This window comes from Metasolibacillus sp. FSL H7-0170 (assembly GCF_038593115.1).
GTDB lineage: Bacteria > Bacillota > Bacilli > Bacillales_A > Planococcaceae > Metasolibacillus > Metasolibacillus fluoroglycofenilyticus.
The window spans coordinates 2932558-2956185 of sequence record NZ_CP151964.1 but is presented as its reverse complement, the minus strand read 5'-3'; the positions used below and the strand labels follow the sequence as shown (position 1 = coordinate 2956185).

General features: G+C 37.5%; 18 protein-coding genes. 8 read left to right on the top strand and 10 right to left on the bottom strand.

The genetic code is table 11. The annotated features are described in order from the left end of the window. The first annotated feature begins 1 nt into the window (after nucleotide 1). The 3 genes from MHH70_RS13870 to fumC all read left to right on the top strand — a co-directional run bounded on the left by MHH70_RS13870 (nucleotide 2) and on the right by fumC (nucleotide 3358). Nucleotides 2–775: an ABC transporter ATP-binding protein gene (locus MHH70_RS13870; protein ID WP_342473210.1), complete on the top strand. Its 774-nt coding sequence runs from the start codon at nucleotides 2–4 to the stop codon at nucleotides 773–775. Further along, nucleotides 772–1782 (top strand): ABC transporter substrate-binding protein, encoded by a 1011-nt coding sequence (locus MHH70_RS13865; RefSeq protein WP_107943364.1) that lies wholly within the window; start codon nucleotides 772–774, stop codon nucleotides 1780–1782. The genes MHH70_RS13870 and MHH70_RS13865 overlap by 4 nt, the downstream gene beginning before the upstream one ends. Nucleotides 1783–1966: 184 nt before the next feature. Then, on the top strand, nucleotides 1967–3358 hold the full coding sequence (gene fumC / locus MHH70_RS13860) for a class II fumarate hydratase (protein ID WP_066169217.1): 1392 nt from the start codon (nucleotides 1967–1969) through the stop codon (nucleotides 3356–3358). 212 nt (nucleotides 3359–3570) lie between these two features. Here fumC and MHH70_RS13855 read toward each other — a convergent pair whose 3' ends face one another. The 7 genes from MHH70_RS13855 to MHH70_RS13825 form a co-directional block, all read right to left on the bottom strand. Further along, nucleotides 3571–4620, bottom strand: a complete 1050-nt coding sequence (locus MHH70_RS13855; RefSeq protein ID WP_066169219.1) for a siderophore ABC transporter substrate-binding protein — start codon at nucleotides 4618–4620, stop codon at nucleotides 3571–3573. A gap of 172 nt (nucleotides 4621–4792) precedes the next feature. Further along, a complete protein-coding gene (locus tag MHH70_RS13850) occupies nucleotides 4793–5560 on the bottom strand; it encodes an ABC transporter ATP-binding protein (RefSeq protein ID WP_066169221.1) in 768 nt (255 codons plus the stop codon). Continuing rightward, nucleotides 5557–6513: an iron chelate uptake ABC transporter family permease subunit gene (locus MHH70_RS13845; protein ID WP_066169223.1), complete on the bottom strand. Its 957-nt coding sequence runs from the start codon at nucleotides 6511–6513 to the stop codon at nucleotides 5557–5559. Before MHH70_RS13845 ends, MHH70_RS13850 begins: the two co-directional genes overlap by 4 nt. Continuing rightward, nucleotides 6500–7456 carry an ABC transporter permease gene (locus MHH70_RS13840; RefSeq protein ID WP_066169225.1) on the bottom strand — a complete coding sequence of 319 codons (957 nt, stop codon included), beginning with the start codon at nucleotides 7454–7456 and terminating at the stop codon, nucleotides 6500–6502. Before MHH70_RS13840 ends, MHH70_RS13845 begins: the two co-directional genes overlap by 14 nt. Before the next feature lie 404 nt (nucleotides 7457–7860). Next, nucleotides 7861–8694 (bottom strand): GNAT family N-acetyltransferase, encoded by an 834-nt coding sequence (locus MHH70_RS13835; RefSeq protein ID WP_342471778.1) that lies wholly within the window; start codon nucleotides 8692–8694, stop codon nucleotides 7861–7863. Nucleotides 8695–8960: 266 nt separating this feature from the next. Next, nucleotides 8961–10448, bottom strand: coding sequence for a peptide MFS transporter (locus MHH70_RS13830; protein WP_342471777.1), 1488 nt, complete (start codon nucleotides 10446–10448; stop codon nucleotides 8961–8963). Nucleotides 10449–11001: 553 nt separating this feature from the next. Next, nucleotides 11002–11832, bottom strand: a complete 831-nt coding sequence (locus MHH70_RS13825; RefSeq protein ID WP_342471776.1) for a MerR family transcriptional regulator — start codon at nucleotides 11830–11832, stop codon at nucleotides 11002–11004. A 219-nt stretch (nucleotides 11833–12051) separates the two neighbouring features. Between MHH70_RS13825 and MHH70_RS13820 the strand changes: the two genes are divergently transcribed. Beyond that, the gene (locus MHH70_RS13820) at nucleotides 12052–13386 is read left to right on the top strand and encodes an MATE family efflux transporter (protein ID WP_342471775.1); all 1335 of its coding nucleotides are present in this window, start codon (nucleotides 12052–12054) and stop codon (nucleotides 13384–13386) included. Between the two features lie 72 nt (nucleotides 13387–13458). Here the strand turns inward: MHH70_RS13820 and hflX are convergent, their stop codons facing one another. Then, nucleotides 13459–14736 carry a GTPase HflX gene (gene hflX / locus MHH70_RS13815; RefSeq protein WP_342473208.1) on the bottom strand — a complete coding sequence of 426 codons (1278 nt, stop codon included), beginning with the start codon at nucleotides 14734–14736 and terminating at the stop codon, nucleotides 13459–13461. A gap of 371 nt (nucleotides 14737–15107) precedes the next feature. Then, complete coding sequence (putP, locus tag MHH70_RS13810) at nucleotides 15108–16601, bottom strand: sodium/proline symporter PutP (protein WP_107943367.1); 1494 nt, start codon at nucleotides 16599–16601, stop codon at nucleotides 15108–15110. A gap of 355 nt (nucleotides 16602–16956) precedes the next feature. Between putP and MHH70_RS13805 the strand changes: the two genes are divergently transcribed. The 4 genes from MHH70_RS13805 to MHH70_RS13790 all read left to right on the top strand — a co-directional run bounded on the left by MHH70_RS13805 (nucleotide 16957) and on the right by MHH70_RS13790 (nucleotide 22825). After that, complete coding sequence (locus tag MHH70_RS13805; RefSeq protein ID WP_342471774.1) at nucleotides 16957–18117, top strand: SAM-dependent methyltransferase; 1161 nt, start codon at nucleotides 16957–16959, stop codon at nucleotides 18115–18117. Between the two features lie 696 nt (nucleotides 18118–18813). Next, nucleotides 18814–19434 carry a DUF47 domain-containing protein gene (locus tag MHH70_RS13800; protein WP_066169239.1) on the top strand — a complete coding sequence of 207 codons (621 nt, stop codon included), beginning with the start codon at nucleotides 18814–18816 and terminating at the stop codon, nucleotides 19432–19434. 18 nt (nucleotides 19435–19452) lie between these two features. Further along, nucleotides 19453–20469, top strand: a complete 1017-nt coding sequence (locus MHH70_RS13795; protein WP_342471773.1) for an inorganic phosphate transporter — start codon at nucleotides 19453–19455, stop codon at nucleotides 20467–20469. Between the two features lie 244 nt (nucleotides 20470–20713). Further along, nucleotides 20714–22825: an MMPL family transporter gene (locus tag MHH70_RS13790; RefSeq protein ID WP_066169245.1), complete on the top strand. Its 2112-nt coding sequence runs from the start codon at nucleotides 20714–20716 to the stop codon at nucleotides 22823–22825. A 197-nt stretch (nucleotides 22826–23022) separates the two neighbouring features. Here MHH70_RS13790 and MHH70_RS13785 read toward each other — a convergent pair whose 3' ends face one another. Further along, nucleotides 23023–23625, bottom strand: a complete 603-nt coding sequence (locus tag MHH70_RS13785; RefSeq protein ID WP_342471772.1) for an alpha/beta hydrolase — start codon at nucleotides 23623–23625, stop codon at nucleotides 23023–23025. Nucleotides 23626–23628 lie beyond the last annotated feature (3 nt).

Here is a 23628-nt window from a genome sequence, read left to right as displayed (position 1 = left end):
GATGGAACTAACAGCACAAAATATTGCCGTCTCAATCGGAAAAAAGGACATTGTCAAAAATATTTCGGTCATCGTGAAAAAGAAGCAATTCGTTGGTCTAATTGGTCCGAATGGCTGCGGAAAATCTACCTTGCTTAAAAGTATTTATAAAAGTTTAGCCCCACAGCAGGGAACCGTGTTTTTAGATGATTTGAATATTTTAAAATCATCTGAAAAAAAAGTGTCACAGCAGCTAGGTGTAGTAGGGCAATTTAACGAAATGCACTTTGATTTATCGGTTCACCAAATGGTCATGCTAGGCAGAACGCCACATAAAAAAATACTTGAATCCGATACGGCTTCAGATTTTGAGATTGTAGAGGAGGCTTTGACACGCACAAATCTTCAAGCTTATAAAGAACGTAGTTTTCTCTCCCTGTCAGGCGGTGAAAAACAGCGTGTCATTTTAGCAAGAACAATTGCGCAGCAGCCTAAATTTATGATTTTAGACGAGCCAACGAATCATTTAGATATTCGTTATCAGCTTGAAATACTGTCATGTGTGAAGGAATTAAATATCGGAGTGCTCGCCGCTCTGCACGATTTAGAGATGGCAGCAAATTATTGCGATTACATTTATGCAGTCAAAGATGGTGAAATCTATGCTCATGGTACACCCGCGGAAGTATTAACACCAACGACAATTGAAGCTTTATATCATATACAATGCCAAACATACATTAATCCTGTGACAAAGGGATTGGGATTTGCTTATGGCTTAGGAGGAGCATTATGAAAAAGAAATCATTATTAGCAATTGGTTTAGCTACAATGCTATTGCTAGCAGCATGTGGCAATTCAACGGAACAAAAAACAGAGGGCACAGCAAGCGAGGCACACTACCCGCTTACAATTGAAAACTTTGCAAAACCTGAGGGTGGCGATGCTTGGTCGAAAAAGGAGCAAGTATTCGATAAGGCACCAGAGCGCATTATGGCAAATACTCGCCCAGCCGCGGAACTATTATTACATCTAGGATTAGGCGATAAAATCGTTGGTGTTGGAGCAGATTTCGGTGCACCAGACACTACTGTTGCTGACGAATATGCGAAGTTACCGATTTTAAGTGATGGCTATGTCGGCAAAGAGGTGACACTAGGCACAAATCCTGACTTAGTGTTTGGACGAGGTGGATTATTTGACAATGCCGATTGGGGTGTTGGCACAGTCGATTCATTAAACGCTATGGGTGTTAAAACATATGTATTAGAATCGTCTGTTACAGGTGGCACGTATGCTTCGATTTATAAGGACATCGAAAATCTAGGTGAAATTTTCAATGTGCAAGACAAGGCACAAAGCTTTATTGATGAATTAAAAGAAAAGCAACAATTTATTGCAAAAAGCTTAGAAAGCATTACAGAACATAAAACTTTTGCTTACATGCATACGAATGACCCAGATGATTTGTATGTTTGGCCAGCTAACGGCGAAACATTTTTCCATGATGCCTTTAATATGATTAAATTGGACAATGTTTTTAAAGAGGAAACAGGTAATATAAATCTTGAAACATTAATAGCTACTAATCCTGATGTTTTAATTTTACCTAACTGGGATGGCTCAGACTTAACAAAAGTACGAGATGCTATTTATGAAAATCCAAAACTATCTAGTATGAAAGCCATCCAAAATAAACAGATTTATATCGTTGATTACAACTATATGTTTGGCTATGGCTACAATACAATCGATGGCATGGAAATACTAGCCAAAGAAATGTATCCAGAGTTATTTCAATAATATGTTGGGAGTCGTCTTAAAACCATTATTAGACGGCTCCTTTACGACGAGGTCTGCGACCGGGCGCAAGATTTTCGCATATAGGCTTAAGTTATCTGAAAAAACTTAGACTGTAATGTTTCTTTCCATCACAATTGGGAAAAGAATATTTAATACCACATTATTATTTAAGGAGATGTTTTAAATGGATTACCGTATTGAGAGAGATACAATGGGAGAAATTAAAGTACCTGCAAACAAGTTATGGGGGGCGCAAACACAGCGCAGTAAAGAGAATTTCCAAATCGGTACGGAACAGATGCCGATTGAACTTATTCAAGCAATGACAATTCTGAAAAAAAGTGCAGCTACTGTCAATGAGCAGCTTGGCAAACTCTCTCCTATAAAAGCACAAACAATTCGACAAGTTGCCGACGAAATTTTATATGGTCAATGGGATGACCAATTTCCACTTGTTGTTTGGCAAACAGGTAGTGGAACACAAACGAATATGAACGTCAATGAGGTTATTGCCAATCGAGCAAATCAACTATTAGAAGAGACTGATGAAGGCGCTATTATTCACCCGAATGATGATGTCAATAAATCACAAAGCTCAAATGATACTTTCCCAACAGCACTACATATCGCGGCTGTTTTAAAAGTAGAGGATTATTTACTACCTCGTCTACGCCTATTAAAAACAACACTTGCAAATAAGGCGGAGCAATTTAAAGATATTATTAAAATCGGACGAACTCATTTACAGGACGCTACTCCTTTAACATTAGGTCAAGAAATTAGTGGATGGGTAGCGATGCTTGAAAAATCCGAGCATATGATTCAACACAATATTCAATACATGAAGGAACTGGCTATCGGCGGTACAGCAGTTGGTACAGGTATTAATGCGCATCCAGAATTCGGTGAGCGTGTAGCGACGGAGATTAGTCAATTAACAAACCGAACATTTATATCTGCTGCAAATAAATTCCATGCCTTAACAAGCCATGATGAAGCTGTTGTTGCACACGGCGCATTGAAGGCACTCGCTGTAGATTTAATGAAAATTGCCAATGATGTACGCTGGCTAGCGAGTGGACCACGCTCAGGGATTGGAGAAATTACTATTCCAGAAAACGAGCCGGGCTCATCTATTATGCCCGGTAAAGTCAATCCAACACAAAGCGAGGCATTAACAATGGTTGTCACACAAATTGTTGGTAATGATGCAACTATAGCCTTTGCTGCCTCACAAGGAAATTTTGAGTTAAATGTCTTTAAGCCTGTTATTTTATATAATTTCCTACAATCGACACAGCTACTAGCAGACGCAATGAAATCCTTCAACAATCATTGCGCTGAAGGCATCGAACCAAACCTAGAAGTGCTACAGCATAATTTAGAAAACTCTTTAATGCTTGTCACAGCATTAAATCCTTATATCGGCTATGAAAACGCAGCAAAAATCGCCAAAAAGGCTCATCAGGAAGGCACAACATTAAAAGAAGCTGCTATTGCCACTGGCTTATTAACAGAAGAACAGTTTGACGAATATGTCGACCCAGCAACAATGATTTATCCAAATGTGAAGTAGGTTGCGCGAAACCAGCCGTGCAGTTGCCGGCCGGTTTCGCGCTTTGTTTGGTGTTGGAGTAAAGTGATTGCTTGAGGTAGTGGAGAAGGCTTCCTTTGTAGTAGACATTAGGTTTAGCAGTAATGTGGGATAGGCTTTTTTAATGTCTTGCTAAAATCAAAAAGAAAGCGTCCAAAATGCCAGCTACTGCAAGGCTTTTTGGACGCTTATTATTAGTTTAATTCATTTAAGATTTCATCTAACTTGTCTGACTCAGTCGTTACACCGTTAGAAGAGAAGTACCAGTTTACACCATCAAGGTAAACGATTTTACCCTCTTTGTAAGCACGAGTTTGTTTGATAATATCATTTTCGATATCAGCTTTAATTGTTTCTACATCAGAAGCTGTACGGTCAACAATTAATAATACTTCTGGGTCAACAGAAAGGATTGACTCATAAGAGAAATCCGAACCGTGTGAAGATGATTTAATGTCAGTTGTAACTGGTTTAAAACCGAAGTCATTGTACACGTATGCAAAACGAGATTCTGGACCATTATCGAAACCAGAGATTTTTTTGTCATTGTACATTGCTACTAAAGCATTCTCATAGCCAGCAGCTTTTTCTTTCACAGCATCAACTTTAGCTTGTAAGTTTGCCTTTAACTCTTCCGCTTTTTCTTCTTTGTCGAAGATTTTAGCAGCTAAATCTACTGTTTCGAATACACCGTTCACATAGTTTTCGTTATCAGAACCAATGAATACTACGTTTGGTGTAATTTCTTTTAACTCTTCATAGAATGTAGATTGGCGACCAGAAATGAAAATTGCATCTGGGTTAGTAGCTGCTACTTTTTCAAAGTCGATTGCTTTTAAAGAACCAACGTCTGCTACTGAATCCGTAACATATTTTTCTTTAATATGTGTTGGGATATTTCCTTTACCGCCGTTTGCAGCGATACCAACAATACCTTCAACACCTAAAGCATCTAATGTATCTAAGAAACCGTAATCGAATACGATAATATTTTTAGGCATTTCTTCAAATGTTACATCTTCGAAGGCAACTGATTTACCATCTTCTGTTTCACGACCTGCTGATAAAGAAGATACTGTCATTGGGAATGCAGAAGCTTCCACAGTTTCTGTATTTTCAGTTTCCTCAGTTTGTCCTGTTGCAGCTTGGTTGTTTGTTTCGTCTTTTGAGGACTCCTCATCAGCACCACATGCTGCTAACATTAATGCCAATGCTGGCACAGCTAAAAACTTCCATTTTTTCATTTCTACTATTTCCTCCTATTTTGCCTACCATTGAGTGATAGTGATAATCGTTTTCATTTGAACAATCACTAGTCTACCCCAACTGTTTAATGTTGTCAATTGTTTTTCTGAAATTAATACTCATTCTCATTTAATTCACAAAATCACTGCATAAGTGATATTTTTTACACAATTAAGTATGAGAATTAAAATAGACGCAAATACGACAGCCATCTTGGTCTTGAACAGGAATATGCATGTCATACACTTCACGTAATGCTTCTGAGTTAATGATTTCATGTGTTGGACCATCTTTTACAAGTCGTCCGTTTTTTAAAGCTACGATACGGTCAGAATAGACCGAGGCAAAGTTAATATCATGCAATACAATGACAACTGTTTTGCCTAGCTCGTCTACTAATTTTCGCAAAATCTTCATAATTTGTACGGAATGCTTCATATCTAAGTTGTTTAATGGCTCATCTAATAAAATGTACTCCGTATCTTGCGCAATCACCATTGAAATAAAGGCACGTTGCTTTTGACCACCTGACAATTCATCTAAAAATTTGTCCTGCATATCGCCTAATGTCATATATTCAATCGCACGATCAATATGCTCCTCGTCCTCTGCTGTAAGACGCCCCTTTGAATATGGATAACGACCAAATGCCACTAGCTCACGCACTGTTAAACGAACGTTTAAATGGTTTGATTGACGTAAAATCGCTACACGTTTCGCAAAATCATTCGATTTCATTTTTTTCACATCGTTTTGATCTAATAATACTTCTCCAGTATCGGCAGCAAGTAAGCGGCTTACCATTGATAATAATGTTGATTTACCTGCACCGTTAGGGCCGATAAATGATGTGATGGCTTTCGGTTGAATTTTTAACGTGACATCTTCCACGACTGGCTTTTTTCCAAAGCTTTTAGAAAGTCCTTTTATTTCAATCATGCTGCTCTCCTACTTTCTTTCAGTATTAGATAAATAAAGTATAGACCTCCGACAAAGTTTATAATGACACTTATCGTCGTGCTTAAATGAAAGACATGAAGTACTAGGAATTGCCCACCGACAAGCGCGATAATACTAATTAAACTCGCCCCCACAATTAATACGGAATGCTTGTACGTTGCAAAATATTGGTATGCCAAGTTCGACACGATTAACCCTAAAAATGTAATCGGACCAACAAGAGCTGTAGAAGTCGCAATTAAAACAGAGGATAAAATTAATACTTTTAATACAATTTTATCGTAATCAATTCCTAGATTCATCGCATTTTCACGACCTAGTGTCATTACGTCTAAATCGCGTAACAAGCGATACCCGTAAATAAAGGCTGCACCTAAAATGACTACAGCAATAAGTAAAAGCTCCGTTTTCACATTCATAAAACTGGCGAATAAACGCGCTTGTAAACTTTCATATTCAATTGGGTCAATAATCACTTGCAAAAATGTTACTAAACTACCGAGTAACGTTCCGATAATCATCCCTGCTAATAACAGCAAGAAAATTGGGTATTTATCGGCACGGAATAGAAAGCGATATAAAATCAATGCGAATAGCACCATCGCGAGAATTGATAAACCGAAGTTTAAATAGCGGCTTACCACAAAAATGGATGCAGAGCCAGCAGTAAAGAAAATAATTGTTTGCACAACTTCATACATCGAGTCAACACCCATCATAGAAGGTGTTAATAAACGGTTATGTGTAACAGTCTGGAATGTGACAGTCGCGTAAGCAATCGCTGTACCTGTAATGACCATTGCTGCGATGCGCTCTAAGCGTTTCGGAAAGGCGTAGCTAAAGCCGCCTTGAATATTATAAAAGGCAAATAACAATATACAAATAATCGCAATAACTGCTAAGATTATGAGTTTCGTACTATTTTTTCGCATATGCTTTCCCCCTAAACAACATCACTAAGAAGATTGCACTGCCAATTACTGCAACCGTTGTATTGACTGGTATTTCGAAAGGATAGACGATAAGACGGCTTAAAATATCACACATTAATAAAAATGCAGCGCCTAAAAAAATCGTATGGGGAATCGTTTTTCTTAAATTGTCTCCTAAATATAATGAAACTAAATTAGGCACGATTAACCCTAGAAATGGAATAATCCCAACTGTGAGTACAACTGTTGTTGAAATAATCGCTACAATCACTAAACCTAAATTTAATACAGTGCGATAGCTTAATCCCAAGTTTTTAGCGAAATCCTCGCCCATTCCAGCAACAGTGAATTTATTCGCATATAAATAAGCTAATATAATTGCTGGTACAGCTACATAAAGTAATTCATAGCGACCTGATACGACAAGTGTAAAGCTTCCTAAAAAAAATGTATCCACACTTTGCAGAACTTCTGCCTCATAAGCAATAAATGTTGAAATAGCTCCGATAATATTTCCGTACATAATTCCGATAAGCGGAACAAAAATTACATCCTTAAATTTAATGCTTTCAAGCAGTCGCATGAAAATCATCATGCCGATAAGTGCGAATGCAAAGCTGAAGATAATTTTCTCCATATAGCCAACACTTGTGAAAAACACCATCGATACAACTATGCCTAGCTTAGCGGCGTCCAGCGTCCCCGATGTCGTCGGAGATACGAACTTATTACGGCTTAAACTTTGCATAATTAAACCTGAAATCCCCATCCCTGCCCCTGCAAGAATAATCGCCATTAATCGTGGCACTCGACTCATTAAGAAAATTTGTGCTTTATCTGAATCCAAATCTAATAAATCAGACGGTTTAATGTCGATAGCTCCGATAAATAGTGATATAAAGGATAAGATGATGGTTGCCACTACAAGCATCCAAAGTCTCATTTCATTCTCCCACTATTCTATATTTATATTTTTGTTCTCACTGAAAATGAGAATCATTTTTCCATCCATTATTATATAGTTACCAATAGTGAAAATCAAACTCTCTATTTTTAAAAAGCAATAATATGTGATAAAAACCGAGCAAAATTACAGGTATGTATAATATTTATTCTATATAACTAAATAATTTTATCCCTTTCATTTTTCATATCCATATACAAAAAAAATTGGCTATCTACAGCTACTCATAACAAAGAGGGCGTCTCAAAATAGCTTTTCAGACGCCCCCCTTTTCCCTTATTGTTTTTTAAAAATTCCTTATCATTTTTAATAAAGGAGTAGGTAAGCCCCTCTGAAAGTATGTAGATTTTTTGAACATATCAAAGTTCTTCAAAATACAATATTCACAGGGCAAATAAAGAACGCTTCACAAGTAAATAATGACTAATCTGCTCGTCTTTCTTCATTAAATGAATTATTTTATAACCTTGCTCGAACATTTCCTGCAAAATGTGACGTGTTTTATAGCGCCAGTCTTCTGCTAGAGCCGGGCTTTCGATTTTTATTTTTTGGAAATTAGTTGGAATCGGCAATAAATAAGCATCTTGAATAAATGTTTCCCCTTTTTGAAATTTACGCTCCGAGTCAAGCGTCGGTAGACCTGCAACATTCAAATTCCAGTCAACAACTGGCTTTGCTTCGTCTAGCAATTCCTCTACTTTCGCATCCCAGCGTAAATAATCATTATCAACAAGCTGCCATTCTACATATAAGCGGTCGGTTGATAGTGCGCGATTGAACACGTCCTCCATTTCACCATAGCAATTTTCAATATACGTATCACTGTGACCACGTAGTTTTGAAAAATTCAAAAATCCACTGCGTGCTTCTAGCGGATCAAATGTCCAACGACAATTGCGGTAACCACGTTCAATCGCCATATCTTTTAAATAGATTTTTAATAACTCGCCTACCCCCTGCTCACGATAATTACGCTTCACACCTAGCATATGGGAGTACAAATAAACCTGTTTGTCCATATAACCCGGACAGCTATAATTAAAACCAACTAGCTCCTCACCTAAATAAGCACCTAACACGATTCCACCGTTGCGAATCGTCGCAATCGTTTGATGAACAGTAATACTACTTACAGCCCAAATTTCATATTCTAGCATGCGCACTTCCTCAATTTGCTCAATTGTAGTTAATTCCTTTATCGTCAATGATTTCAACATATTTCTTCTTCCCCCTTTGTCATACTTCATTGCTTATCATATGTCGCTCTACAGAATACACCACAATATAGGCCGTTTCGTCCCCCTATCTGCTTCCTTCTACAAATCATACCCCTTTTCTTAATATTTTGTAAATTTAATTATATACTACTGCTATGCATTTCAAATAGCCTAGATTCTATAATTCCTTTTAAACGGTTATTAGTAAAGCAAAAAACGTCCGAAAAGCAGTGCTTTGCACACTTTTCAGACGCCATCTTAGAAAATTATTTCACACCGCGCATCGCTTTAGAAATAAGCGGTGTACATATTAATAAAATTAAGCCTAAAACAATGGATGCCCCACCAATCATACCAAAATAAGTGGCATCGCTCACAACTTCATAAACGCGAACAAGCTGTGCATTAATCGCTTGTGCTGCCGCACTTGCTAAAAACCATAATGACATTGTTTGTGCTGCGAATGCCGCTGGTGCTAGCTTTGTTGTTGCAGATAGACCAACAGGCGATAGTAACATTTCACCAACTACTACTAAGAAGAATGATAATACTAACCACCAAGGGCTAATTAATGTTTCACCACCAGATAAAACAGATGGAATCACCATTACGAAAAACGATAGACCCGCGAAAAATAATGAAAAGACAAATTTCATTGGTGTAGATGGGCCTCTATCTCCCCATTTTACCCACAATAATGCAAACAGAGGTGCTAGCACAATAACGAATAATGGGTTTAAAGATTGGAACCATGCTGCTGGAATTTCGAAATTCCCCACCAATAAGTTTGTGCGTGTATCGGCATATGTAGCTAATATCGTTGCACCTTGCTCTTGAATCGCCCAGAACATTACCGCTGCAACAAATAACGGAATATATGCTAATAAACGTGATTTTTCATCTTCTGTTGTTTTTGGACTGCGGTACATAATAATAAAGAATGCAGTTGGCAACGCAATCCCTAGCGTTGTAATTAATAAACTAAATGCTGCAACCGTTAAATTATCTGTTGCATATGCAACAGCACCAAGTGCAATAATGACTACGATTCCTATTGCAAAATTGCGAATAGCTTTTTTCTTATCTTCTTTATCCATTGGATTTGTTGGTACACTGCCAGCTAGACCTAAATTTTTCTTAGCAGTCATCCAGAACATGATTAAACCAAGTAACATCCCGATAGCTGCAATCGCAAAGCCGTAATGGAAATTCAATTTTTTAGAGACAGCACCAACAATTAATGGCGCAATAAATGCTCCCATGTTAATACCCATAACAAAAATACTGAAACCTGCATCGCGGCGATTATCGTTTGGCGCATACATATCACCAACAACTGCTGATACGTTCGGTTTTAATAACCCTGTCCCCATAACGATAAAGAACATCGAAATAAATAATGAGGTTAAAGCCCCTGGGAATGATAAAATAATATGTCCTAGCATAATTAAAATACCGCCATAAAATACAGCTTTCCTTGTTCCCCAAACACGGTCAGCTAACCAACCGCCAATCACGCCTGACATATAAACTAACGATCCGTAAATCGCCATAATCGAGTTCGCTGTGACACGATCTAAACCAAGCCCGCCTTCATGTAACTCATAGTACATGTAAAAGATTAAAATGGCACGCATTCCATAATAAGAAAAGCGCTCCCAAAACTCTGTAAAGAATAATGTAAACAAACCTTTAGGATGGCCAAAGAAACCTTTTTGCGGAACAGACTTAACTATTTCTTCCTTACTATACATAAAAATGCCTTCTTCCGTTTAATGTTTCTAAAGTTTCTGACAATCAATTGCGCCTCGACTAACTCTTGTCCAGATTTTACCGAGCAAATGGATGAAAACCGTCATGTCATGTGACAACGATTAACTAACCTGTGTCATGCAGGCCTCTTTTCAAAATCTGTGACATCCGCCGGAGGCTTAGGCCAACACGATGTTGATTACTCAGTCGCTGAAGCAGAGCATGGCACTCTTAGACTGAGTTCCTCTTTATCAGTGAGTGTCCTGCTACCCGCTGAAACATGTCTTTAATGATGACATGCAGCTCGCCACCTATGGAGATGGGAGACTTCTAACGAAAATATTAATAGCATAATTGCAATCATCAGACAACTTCAATTTACTACATTAAAGCATATGAATTTGTTTTTCAAGCATAATGTTTTTTGTTAGAAATTTGATTATATATCGTATATTATATATATTCCGAAAATAAATTATTATTTAAACTATTTGATAATATAATTATAATACCCGTATTCCCTATTGTAAAATAACTTCCCCCGCCGATAAGCAATCAATATCTAGCTGTAATTTCCATCATAATTTTTGTCACATAGTCCTCCTCACGTTTTTTGACAACCGCATCATAAATATATTCCTCATAGACGTATTGTCCCAATTCATAGCCTTGCTTATGCATCACTTTAAATAATCTTTCGTATGTTTGATGCAAGGTGGCTGTCGTCCCTTTATGGTAGCCTACAAGGAAATCCCCGGCAATTGCCTTAAAGTATGGGTGACCCTCCCTCGGGGAAGGCTGCTCTATATATAAATGACTATAGTTTGTATAATTGCCCGCAAGCACCTGCTCCCTCTTTGTCATTCCTCCTATCGGGTAGCCTGTATCTAATTGGGAACGGTCTAACTCATCGATAAAATCCGCAACATCTTTGACAAATTGCTCCTCTGTGGTATTTTCTATATTCCTACTTAAATAAAATATTGCCTCAGGATAATGCTCGACTGTAATATCATCAAAACTAATAGTAGCAGCTTCTTTAAGCGTAGCAATTTTAACTTTAATAATTTCTTCTATTAATTCTAGCTCCCGTCGTTTATGAGCGACAATTTCTTGTTGTTGATGCATTAAAGCTAAAAATGTTTCAGGCGATTGCTCTGCTAAATAGTTTTGAATATCTTTTAAAGACATGCCAAGCGTTTTTAAAAGCTCAATTACACTAAAAAAATCATACTGTGCAATGGAATAATAGCGATACCCTTTGTCATCCTTTAACACCGGTGATAACAAACCAATTTGATCATAATAAATAAGCGTTTGCTTATTGACCTTGCATATTTTAGCAAACTCGCCTGTTGTAAAGTATTTTACGTTCTTATTAAACATTTCCATCCTCCTTGACTATATAGTTACTATATACATTATATTTGTTTACGAAACAAAATAGAAAGGTTTTGATAGGATGTTTACTATAGGTAATTTTTTATTTTCACCCACCACAAATTGCCATACAACAATTTGTTTGTATGGTCCACTGACAACTAGCTTTACTAGAGAGCTAAATATTAAAGGAGAAAAAGCGATTGATAAGGGAGGTCATTTCCTATGACTACCATTAATGCAATCGAAACAAGACCCGTAAGACCATTATTTTTCTCTTACTTATACCCAGCATTGATAGGGATGTTACTTATGTCAGTCAATATTTTAGTTGATGGCATTTTTGTTAGCCGAGGTGTTGGTGCAGCAGCTTTAGCAGGAGTAAATATTGCGGTTCCTATTTTTTCTGTTTTACTATCTATTTCTCTTTGGATTGGGATGGGCGGTGCTACGCTCTTTTCAATATCCCTCGGCGAAGGAAATAAACAGCGTGCACATCAAGTATTCACGCTTTCTTTTACGATGATGATTGCGATTGTAACAGCAATCATCGCTTTGCTTTTACTGAATTTAAAGGAAGTTGCTTATATTTTTGGAGCCGACCATACAACTTATCCTTATGTCCAACAATATTTGCATATTATTTTAGTGTTTGGTCTATTTTATACAATTGAAAATTTATTAAGCATTTTCATTCGCAATGATGGTAGTCCGAAACTCGCAATGGTAGGACTTATTACAACATCGGTACTAAATATTATTTTTAACTATATTTTCATTTTTATGCTTGATTATGGCGTCAAAGGCTGTGCTTTAGCAACAGCACTTTCAACAATCGTCGGCATGCTTGTATTGTTTCTGCATTTTTTTAATAAGAAATCTGAACTTAAGTTCGTACGCCGTTTCTTCCATTTTGGCACAATGAAAAAAATTATGACAATTGGCTTTCCAAGCTTTATCGTTGAAGCCTCTATGGCGCTTATCATCATTCTTTTCAATATTACATTTTTACATTATTTAGGCTCAAACGGTGTGACAGCCTATGCGATGGTGAATTATATTCATGCTGTATTATTAACAGTATTTTTCGGTATCGGGATGGCACTACAGCCTTTAGTCAGCTATCATCATGGTGCCAGACTGACGAAACGCTTAGCTGCATTACTGAAAATCGGGGTTAAAACAGCCATTATTTTTGGTTTATTAACAGCAATTATCGCTATGCTATTCCCAGCACAGCTAATGAGTGTATTTGGCAATAATAGCACGGAAAAAATACAATATATGGCAATTCAAGGCTTCGCACAGTTTGCAATTGGCTATGTATTCCTTGGTGTCAATATGGTGTTTGCAGAATTCTTCCAATCCATTGAAAAAATTCGCCTTGCGACAATAATTATGCTACTACGTAGCTTCATATTATTTATTCCAGTGCTCCTGCTTTTACCTCAAATTTTTGGCGCACAGGCCATTTGGTGGACTTTCCCTGTAGTTGAAGGTTTAACAACATTATTAATTATCATTTTTATTGCACTAAGAAGGCAAAAAGTATTCCTTTAAATTTAAAGAGGGTGTCCAATAATAAGTCGTGCATAGCCGGCTTATTGGACACCCTTTTCATTTGTAATTTCATTATTCTACTACATAGCTGGCATACTTTTGGTAGTCTGCTTCCTTTAACTCAAGGCTTAGTAATGTCCCTTGCTCCTCATATGCGGTGTTAAAAATTGTCGCATGCTCATTTAGATAGGAAACGACTGCCCCTTCATCATAGGGGATGAGCATTTTACATGCGATATAATCCGCAAAAATATGTGCGCGAATCATTGTCAGGAGTTCTTCTAAGCCCGTACCCTCCTTTGCAGCAATCCACAGATTATCTCCACTCATTAATGGATACTCCACACCCGCTAAGTCTGACTTGTTGTAGACGTAGATTGTCGGGATTTCTTCTACTCCAACCTCTTTTAAGGTTGTATTTGTCACATCCATCATAAAGCGATATTCCTCATTTGATACATCTACAACATGTAATAGTAAATCTGCCTCTCGTGCCTCCTCAAGCGTGGAACGAAAGGCTTTCACTAAATGATGCGGCAGCTTGCTAACAAAGCCTACTGTATCTGTTAGTAAAAATGATTTATGGTCCTCTAGTTCAATATTGCGTACAGAAGTATCTAACGTAGCAAAGAGCATATCTTTTTCAAATACTTGCTTGTCCTCCTGCTGCCCTACTTTCGCTAATAACTGGTTCATAATTGTAGATTTACCAGCATTCGTATAGCCAACAATTGATACGACAGGTACGGCATTTTTGCGTCGTTGCTTGCGCTGTGTTTCACGCTGTGCCTTGACATGCTCTAAATCACGACGTAATTTAGCAATTTGGTCCTCGATTTTTCGACGGTCAAGCTCTAGTTTCGTCTCCCCCGCACCACGGTTTTTAAAGCCACCTCCTGTACCACCACCTTGACGTGATAAAGAGGCATGTAAGCCTACTAAACGAGGAAGCATATATTGTAATTGCGCAAGTTCTACCTGCATTTGCGCTTCCTTTGTTTTTGCACGACGACTAAAAATATCGAGAATTAGCATTGTACGGTCAATCACTTTACATTCGAGGTCACGCTCTAAGTTGCGAATTTGTGATGGCGATAGCTCATCATTAAAAATAATGATATTGGCATCCACCTCCTCGTAAAATGCCCGTATTTCCTCAATCTTCCCTGTCCCTACATAGTGAGAAGGCGTAACACGCTCTAAATTTTGCGTGACGCTCCCTACTACTTCGACATCCAACGCCTCCGCTAAATTGGCAAGCTCCTCCATTGAATAAGCAAAATGCTCATCATTTTTTAAATTTACACCAACTAATATTCCGCGTTCTTCTATGCTTTCAATTTCTCTCATCGACATAATCTTCCTCCTAGTTGCCCTAATCCTAACATAACAAATATGTGAAAAGCCATTATGTTGTAAAGTTTTAAAAAGAGGCTTTTCTAATAGAGGCTTTTTCGGAAAAGATAGCTATTAACTAAGTAACATTTTATAAAAAAGGAGATCGATATTGAAGCGAAATAATACTAGATAGCCAACCTTTAACAGTTTGGACATTCAATACATATTCAAGGGCATTGTCCAAAATGGCTACAGTACAATCGCTAAAATTTTGAAGTAACTTTATGTATTGATTTTAAAAAGGGATTATCTTCACTAAAGATTGTTTGTTTAAAAAAACGTTCAACTAGCCGGCAACCACACAGCTAATTGAACGCCCTCTACTATTTTTCTTTTTTCAGTAATTCAAGTGTTTGCTCAAACTCAGCTTCAATTTGAGGGTCTTTCTTGTATGTTACAAGAGAAACAACGACTGCTACGATTAAGCAGACGAAGAAGCCTGGTACAATCTCATATAGAGCGCTTGATAATGCAGGAATTTTCCCCCATACGAACGCTGTCACAGCACCCGCTATCATCGCCGCTAATGCACCAATATTCGTTAGCTTGCGCCAATAAAGAGATAATAAAATTACAGGTCCAAACGCTGCACCGAACCCAGCCCAAGCAAATGAAACTAGTTTTAAAATAGAGTTTTCCGGATTCCATGCTAAAATAACAGCAACAACTGATACAGCTAATACGGCTAAACGTCCCATAAATACATAATGCTTATCAGACGCTGATTTATTAAATAATGCTTTGTAAATATCCTCTACAAGAGCAGAAGATGTTACGATTAATTGTGAAGAAATCGTACTCATAACTGCAGCTAAAATAGCAGCAAGCATAATACCTGCAATGAATGGATGGAATAATAATTGACCCATAACGATAAATACTGTTTCTGCGTCCTTTAATTCCCCTAGAGTTGCCGCATTTTGCTGATAATAGGCAACACCAACTAATGCTGTACCGATAGCACCAGCTAAGCTTAAAATCATCCAGCCAATACCGATACGGCGCGCTTCCTTCGTTTCTTTAACAGATTTAATCGCCATAAAGCGCACAATAATATGTGGCTGACCAAAATAACCAAAGCCCCATGCAAGTGAAGATACGACACCCGCTACCGTAGCAGTTGACGCAAATAAGTTTAAATGCTCTGGATTAACAGATTTAATTGCTTCCACTGTTTCTCCAATACCACCTGTGTAAAAGATACCGAAAAGCGGTACTGAAATTAGTGCTAAAAACATGATTAATCCTTGTAAAAAGTCCGTGTAACTTACAGCTAAAAATCCACCGAATAATGTGTATCCTACTGTTACAGCTACAACAACAAGCAAGCCTACATGATAATCATAGCCGAAAGAGCTATCAAAGAATTTTCCTCCTGCTACCATACCTGACGATACGTAGAACGTAAAGAATACTAAAATGATAATACCTGATGCAATACGAATTAATTTTGTATTATCACGTAGACGGTTATCTAAATAACTCGGAATCGTAATCGAGTCATTCGAAACTTGCGTATAAACGCGCAAGCGAGGTGCGACAACTAACCAGTTTAAATAAGCACCGATTGTTAAACCAATGGCAATCCATGCCTCTACCATTCCTGATAAATAAATTGCCCCTGGTAACCCCATTAATAACCAGCCTGACATATCAGCCGCTCCTGCACTTAATGCAGTTACAGCAGGGCCAAGTCCGCGCCCGCCAAGCATATAATCGTTTAAGTTAGATGTTCTCTTAAACGCATACCATCCGATCACTACCATTGCGACCATGTAAATAATAATAGCTAATAACTGAAAGCTGTGATCTGACATAATACCCCTCCTTTTGAAAAATGCTTTTTAATAGAAGATTACTATCAAAAAGTCTTATAATAAACATATAATTTATTGCATAGCAAAACAAGTAGTTTTTCGTTTGATTTACTTAACTTCCTTATTCAGAAAATTCCCCCACTCTGCCTTTTTGATGTATTTAAAATATAAATGCTTTTATTCCGTATTAACCCTACTTTAACACTTCAAGGATGGTCAAAGTGCTTTAAGTGAGGGATGAAGAAAATCCTCCTGAGCTGAAAGTTTACTTTATTGTTATACCCACTATCTTTAGCTTTCACACAAATAATTATGATACACTAATGTCAATTTTATAAATAAAGAAGGTTATGTTATGGAATTTCAAGATATGAAGGAAAAATTTTTAACACTTTTAAATAATCAATCATTAATAGCCGCAACTATTAGTCAGCCTCGTTTAAAGTCAAATGATTTAAGGCGAGTGCGGCTAAAGCCTATCGAGCTTAAGGGTATTTATACGATTCAGCTTGAATATCAATATGAACGTATTTTGAAGCATGAAAATATACCTGTAGATTTATTTGCAGCAAAGCTTGAACAGTTGTTGGAGCAATTTCGCCAAATTCATGCACAATTTACTGACCAAACACTGCATATTCAGCTATCAAAGAAAAATAAAGTATTATGGAAATCTGAGCAAACGAAGGAAAATAAGAAGGTCAATTTAGCACATAATCGCCAAAAGCAATATTTATTAGAAGAGACAACAATTCATCCATTTCTTGTGCGTCTTGGTGTTCAGGCTGAAAACGGTGCAATAAAAAAACAAAAATACGATAAGTTCAAGCAAATCAATCGTTTTGTAGAATTTATTGATGATGCGCTTGATTACTTGCCAAAAGACCGCACTATCCGAATATTAGACTTTGGCTCAGGCAAGTCTTATTTAACATTTGCCCTGTATCATTATTTAAAAATAGTAAAAAATTTAGATATTCACGTGACAGGTCTTGATTTAAAGAAGGAAGTAATTGAAGAATGTAATCAAATTGCCCAAGATTTAGGCTACACCGACTTGCAATTTTTAGTTGGAGATATTCAAGATTTTAATGATGAAACAGCTGTCGATATGGTCGTCACATTACATGCCTGCGACATTGCGACAGATATGGCACTTGCCCGAGCGGTAAAGTGGGGAGCAAAAGTTATTTTAAGTGTTCCTTGCTGCCAGCACGAGTTGAATCGCCAATTGCTGTCACCTGCATTAGAAATTATGACACAGCATGGCTTAATTCGTGAACGCTTTGCTGCATTGGCAACTGATTCTATCCGCGCCCAATTATTGTCACTCGTTGGTTACGAGGCACAATTGCTCGAATTTATTGATATGGAAAACACACCAAAAAATATTTTGATTCGTGCCTACTATACGGGCAAAAAACCAAGTGCTGACGACCGGACTAAATACGATGACTTCATCCAATTTTTAAGCGCTAAGCCATTTTTACAAAATGAACTACAAGGACTTCTCTGAAAAACCATTTTAAGTAGCACTCTTTGCGATGAGGATGGCGGCAATGTATTTTGACCACCTTAGAAGCAAATTCTTTTGAACCAAGCATAACGTTATATAGAAGTCTCTCACCTTTATAGGCGGTGAGTATTACACTCATTGTCAGCGGGCTCCTAGACGCCCGCTGACAATGAGGAGACTATCGCACACATGCATAACTTCTAACTGAACAACTTTATTTGGGACACTAGACTAGAGTTAGTTAAGACGCCATTGATTATAGGAGCCGGACTATCATTTTCGAATTATTGGTAAAATCCTTGTGTAACGTCAGCTGCGGTTTAATATTTTTGAATCTATAACCGCAATTAGGGATTTGTTACAGTAATATCCTCCATTAAACATAACAAAATTTGTAAAATAACAATATAAATCACCATTTTCCGCTTTAATTGCAATTTACATTACCTTTACAATCAAAATTTGTTTATTGTATACACTATGTTGTTGCTGCATACAATATGAACGAAAACCTTATTCTATCAATATTTCTCGCACATATTTTTGCTAATGACTCCGAATATATATTCAAGTATGAACAAAATAAATATTACAGCAGTGTAAAAATTGTAAATAGAAAATAAAAATATATTGATTTCATTAAGATTTTGTTATTATTAGGAGAGAAAATTTTCATATATGCTTAGGAGGCATTCCATGTTTAGTTCAAGAAAATCAGATCCATTTTTCGCAGCACTTCATAAAATTGCTGAAAATATGAGAGAAGCAGTTCATTATGCAAATGACTACCGCATTGAGACAGTGGCAGATTTAAAGGAAATCAGCATTCGTATGAAGCAATACGAAACAGATGGCGATAAATTAATTCATGAATTAATCGTTATGTTAAATAAATCATTTATGACACCCATTGAGCGTGAAGATATTTTAGCATTAGCAATCCGTATGGATGATGTTTTAGATGGGACAGAGGGCTGTATTGCTCACTTCGAAATGTTCTCATTAAATGAAATTGATGATTCAATGCGCAATTTCTTAGGATATATCGTAAAAAGCGCAGATGAAATTGTCAAAGCAATGACGCTTTTAAATAAAAAAGATTTAGTTGGTATGCGTCAACATGCTATTTTAGTAAAGGATTATGAACGCCAATGTGATGAAGTATTACGCTCATCCATTAAAAAGTTATTCCTAAACGAAAAAGATCCAATTCGTCTAATTAAATTTAAAGATATTTATGAGCAATTAGAAGAAATTGCAGACCACTGCCAAAATGTAGCGAATACTATCGAAACAATTATTATGCGCAACGCGTAAAAGCAGGAGAAATAACTAATGGAAACAATATTAATCCTTACAATTTTAGTCGTTATTTTTGCGCTAGCATTTGACTTTATTAACGGCTTCCATGATACAGCAAACGCCATTGCTACTTCAGTATCGACACGTGCATTACCACCTCGTACTGCGGTATTAATGGCTGCCATTATGAACTTTGTTGGAGCGATTACATTCGTTGGTGTTGCAAAAGCAATTGCAAGCGATATCGTCGATCCATTCGCATTATCGACACCTGAAGCACCCTTAATCGGTTCTGTCGTTATTTTAGCAGCATTATGTGCAGCGATTACTTGGAATTTATTAACTTGGTACTACGGTATTCCATCCAGCTCATCACATACGCTAATTGGTTCAATCGCTGGGGCAGCGATTTCTGCTGCTGGCTTTAATATTTTAAACTATCAAGGCTTCATTAAAATTATTCAAGCGCTTATATTCTCACCATTTATTGCGTTAGCAGTTGGTTTTTTAATGATGTCATTGTTTAAAGTAATCTTTAAAAACATGAACCTTTATAAAACGAACAAAGGCTTCCGTACAATGCAAATTGGTACAGCGGCATTACAAGCATTTACCCACGGTACAAACGATGCTCAAAAGGCAATGGGTATTATTACGATGGCTTTAATCGCTGGAGGCATCCAATCACACGATGAGGTACAAGGCTGGGTGCGTTTTGCCTGTGCACTTGCAATGGGTCTAGGTACTTCTGTTGGTGGTTATAAAATCATCAAAACAGTCGGCGGTAAAATTATGAAAATTCGTCCAATTAACGGCGCAGCAGCTGACTTATCATCAGCAACTGTTATTTTTGGTGCAACGCTACTACATTTACCAGTTTCAACAACACATGTTATTTCATCTGCGATTATGGGTGTAGGTACTGCGCAACGTGTAAAGGACGTAAAATGGGGAACTGCTCGTAAAATTGTTATTACATGGGTAATTACAATGCCGATTTCAGCAATTATGGCAGCAGGTTTCTACTTCCTACTAAATCTTTTCTTTTAACGAATACTATTGAAACGTCCGAAAGCACTGCTTTTCGGACGTTTTGTTCGTGTTTTATGAAATAATAGCCATATAAAAGTAAGCGACTTGTTTCAAAAGATAATAACACCAAATTCAACAGCTTTTCTTGTGAATTTTCCATTGCCTTAAAACCTCTCAGCCTTTTCACACACCTTTTATTTTATAGAAATTGTACTCAACCTCAAAACCTTGTAAACTCTTAAGTAAGAAAGGGGTTTCTATTATGCAGAAATTTTCTATTTTCGTTACTAGACATGCGAAAGCGATTGTTAGCATTTGGATTGTCTTTTTCCTCATTATGGGCTACTTTGCTCTACAACTACCAGGTAAACTACAGGGCGATGGCTTCTTTGTAAAAGATGACCATAGTAGAACAATGCAGGAATTAAGTGAGACATTCGATTTACCAGCTAAAACGATTTTCGTCCTATTTGAAAATAAAACAAATGATGAAATTACAGTAGCACTCGAGAAGCTAGAACAAGTCGAGACAATTAAAGAAATTGTCTCCCCTATTGGCATTTCGCAATTGCGAAAAGATAATTATGCCTATGCGATGTTGCATTTTGGCAATGATGTTAGCGACTATTTTCCAGTAGTCGATGAAATCCGCGATATTTTAGCATATGACAATCACATATCTATTACAGGTGAGCCAGCTATTTCAAAGGATATTAATGTGGCTAGCCAAAAAGATTTGATGCAGGCGGAGGCAATCGGTTTACCTATCGCCTTAATCATTCTCTTATTGGCATTTGGTACTGTCGTTGCCTCGCTCCTCCCTATTATTATAGGAGCTGCAACAGTTATTGTAGCATTCGGTGTTTTAACCTTATTTAGTGGTACCTTTGATTTGTCCATCTTCATATTAAATATCGTGCCAATGCTTGGGCTCGCTTTAAGCATTGACTTTGCCCTATTATTTATTAATCGTTACCGTGAGGAGCGCCATACGAAAAGCATCCCACAAGCTGTGCAAATTGCGATTCAAACAGCTGGTCGTTCCATCGTTTTCTCAGCATTATGCGTAATGATTGGGCTAGGTGCAATGGTCGTTATCGAGGTAGAAATTTTCCAAAATATCGCATTAGGTGGCTCTGTTGTCGTTTTTTTAGCTATTATTTCAGGCTTAACATTACTGCCAGCAACAATTGTTTTGCTAGGTGACCGCTTAAATAAATGGCGATTAATACGCGTCACACAGGCCACATCAAAGTGGCAAGCATTTGCAGCCTTCGTTATGCGTAAACCAGTGCTTATTATCGTTGTCGCATTTGCATTACTAGGTGCTGCAATGATTCCAGTGAAAGACATGGACTTAACGATTCCATCTAAGGAATCTTTACCAAGTGCGTATGAATCCCGCGCAACTTTTGACAAAATGGAAGAGGCATTTGATTTCGGTGCAGATGCGGTCGTTTACTTACTGGCAGAACGCGAAGATGGTTGGGATAATGAGGATGGCTTAACGAAAATCCTTGCTATTCAACAGCAGCTAGAGCAGGAAGCGCTTGTCAAACAAGTTGATTCGCTGTTTACAGCAACACAGATAGATTCTGTGGAAATATGGCAAGCAGCTAACGCTGATCCAAATAGTCAAGGTCTACTCCTTGCTGCACAAAGTCATTTTATTCAGGATGATAAAATGTATATGGCTGTTCACTTAGATACAAATGGTGCATCAACTGAAGCACAAGATTTCGTACGTGAATGGAAGAATAAAGATTTAGATGTCTCCTTCTCATTGGCTGGTGCACCGAAATTCAATCAAGAAATTTTCGATGAAATAGCTAATAAAATCGGGCTTGCATTAATTATTATTATGATTACTACATTCATTATTTTAATGATTGCATTCCGCTCGATTTTAATTCCGGTCAAGGCGATTATTATGAATGTAATTGGGCTTGCTTCGACATTCGGTCTCATCGTTTATATATTCCAATATGGGCATTTCGGAATAGAGGCAGGCACTGTTGTGCTCATTATGCCTGTAATTGTTTTCTGCCTAGTGTTTGGGCTAAGCATGGACTATGAGGTGTTTTTAATTTCACGTATTCAAGAGGAATATTTAAAAGGTGCGAATAACACGAAAGCAACTGTCGATGGGCTTGTCTCGACAAGCAAAATTATTACGTCCGCAGCATTGATTATGATTGTTATTACAGGTGCTTTTGCTTTTACAGACGTAATGCCTGTTAAACAAATCGGTGTCGGTATAGCGATTGCAATCGCCATTGATGCAACAATTATTCGTTTAATGCTCGTACCAAGCTTAATGAAATTATTCGGGGACTGGAATTGGTGGTTGCCATTCACGAAGCGTGGCAAATAGGGGAAAGTTGTCTGCTTACGAGCGAATTGCTTTCTTTTATGAGCGAATTTGCCTCACTTATGAGCGAATTCACATGCTTTATGAGCGAATCGGGTTTTTAGTCGCTTCTCTTTTCACCGCTATTATCGAAGCAACAATAAAAGCGTCCAAAATGCCGGCTTTGCACGGCTTTTTGGACAGCTTCCTCTAACCTTTTCTTATTCAAAAATATTTGTATACCAAGCTTTCGCTGCTTGTACCTCTGGCATCGTAAGCTGATGACCATGGTTGAACCATGCAGTTTCGACATTTGCACCATGCGCCTGTAACATTTGCTGTAATTGCTCTGATTCCTGTGGCGGACACATGAAATCATTCGTTCCAGCACCAATCCAGACATCTACATTGGACAAGTTTGGAATTTTTGCCTCGCGATTTGGTACCATTGGATGATGTAAAATTGCTGCACGCAACACATTTTCGTGATGGAACAATAAGCTCCCTGCAATATTTGCTCCGTTTGAATAGCCAATCGCAATGACTTGATTTTGGTCGAATTTATAGTCTACCGATGCCTGCTGTACGAAATCCTTTAATTCCTTTGTACGGAATAATAAATCTTCCATATCAAATACACCTTCCGCAACTCGGCGGAAAAAACGTGGCATGCCGTTTTCTAACACATTGCCTCGAACGCTTAATATATTCGCATTCACATCAATTTCCTTCGCTAAGCCAATTAAATCTTGCTCTGTCCCACCTGTACCATGTAGCAATAATAATGTACGTCCATTTGTGCCATGCTCAAAAATATGCTGCATGTT

What these genes read in the sequence shown, in the direction of transcription:
- MHH70_RS13800 (WP_066169239.1), top strand. Translation starts at nt 18,814, where the DNA reads ATGTTTAGTTCAAGAAAATCAGATCCATTTTTCGCAGCACTTCATAAA.
- MHH70_RS13830 (WP_342471777.1), bottom strand. Translation starts at nt 10,448, where the DNA reads ATGTATAGTAAGGAAGAAATAGTTAAGTCTGTTCCGCAAAAAGGTTTC.
- hflX (WP_342473208.1), bottom strand. Translation starts at nt 14,736, where the DNA reads ATGAGAGAAATTGAAAGCATAGAAGAACGCGGAATATTAGTTGGTGTA.
- MHH70_RS13785 (WP_342471772.1), bottom strand. Translation starts at nt 23,625, where the DNA reads ATGCAGCATATTTTTGAGCATGGCACAAATGGACGTACATTATTATTG.
- MHH70_RS13790 (WP_066169245.1), top strand. Translation starts at nt 20,714, where the DNA reads ATGCAGAAATTTTCTATTTTCGTTACTAGACATGCGAAAGCGATTGTT.
- putP (WP_107943367.1), bottom strand. Translation starts at nt 16,601, where the DNA reads ATGTCAGATCACAGCTTTCAGTTATTAGCTATTATTATTTACATGGTC.
- MHH70_RS13835 (WP_342471778.1), bottom strand. Translation starts at nt 8,694, where the DNA reads ATGTTGAAATCATTGACGATAAAGGAATTAACTACAATTGAGCAAATT.
- MHH70_RS13870 (WP_342473210.1), top strand. Translation starts at nt 2, where the DNA reads ATGGAACTAACAGCACAAAATATTGCCGTCTCAATCGGAAAAAAGGAC.
- MHH70_RS13855 (WP_066169219.1), bottom strand. Translation starts at nt 4,620, where the DNA reads ATGAAAAAATGGAAGTTTTTAGCTGTGCCAGCATTGGCATTAATGTTA.
- MHH70_RS13820 (WP_342471775.1), top strand. Translation starts at nt 12,052, where the DNA reads ATGACTACCATTAATGCAATCGAAACAAGACCCGTAAGACCATTATTT.
- MHH70_RS13825 (WP_342471776.1), bottom strand. Translation starts at nt 11,832, where the DNA reads ATGTTTAATAAGAACGTAAAATACTTTACAACAGGCGAGTTTGCTAAA.
- MHH70_RS13805 (WP_342471774.1), top strand. Translation starts at nt 16,957, where the DNA reads ATGGAATTTCAAGATATGAAGGAAAAATTTTTAACACTTTTAAATAAT.
- MHH70_RS13845 (WP_066169223.1), bottom strand. Translation starts at nt 6,513, where the DNA reads ATGCGAAAAAATAGTACGAAACTCATAATCTTAGCAGTTATTGCGATT.
- MHH70_RS13865 (WP_107943364.1), top strand. Translation starts at nt 772, where the DNA reads ATGAAAAAGAAATCATTATTAGCAATTGGTTTAGCTACAATGCTATTG.
- MHH70_RS13850 (WP_066169221.1), bottom strand. Translation starts at nt 5,560, where the DNA reads ATGATTGAAATAAAAGGACTTTCTAAAAGCTTTGGAAAAAAGCCAGTC.
- MHH70_RS13795 (WP_342471773.1), top strand. Translation starts at nt 19,453, where the DNA reads ATGGAAACAATATTAATCCTTACAATTTTAGTCGTTATTTTTGCGCTA.
- MHH70_RS13840 (WP_066169225.1), bottom strand. Translation starts at nt 7,456, where the DNA reads ATGAGACTTTGGATGCTTGTAGTGGCAACCATCATCTTATCCTTTATA.
- fumC (WP_066169217.1), top strand. Translation starts at nt 1,967, where the DNA reads ATGGATTACCGTATTGAGAGAGATACAATGGGAGAAATTAAAGTACCT.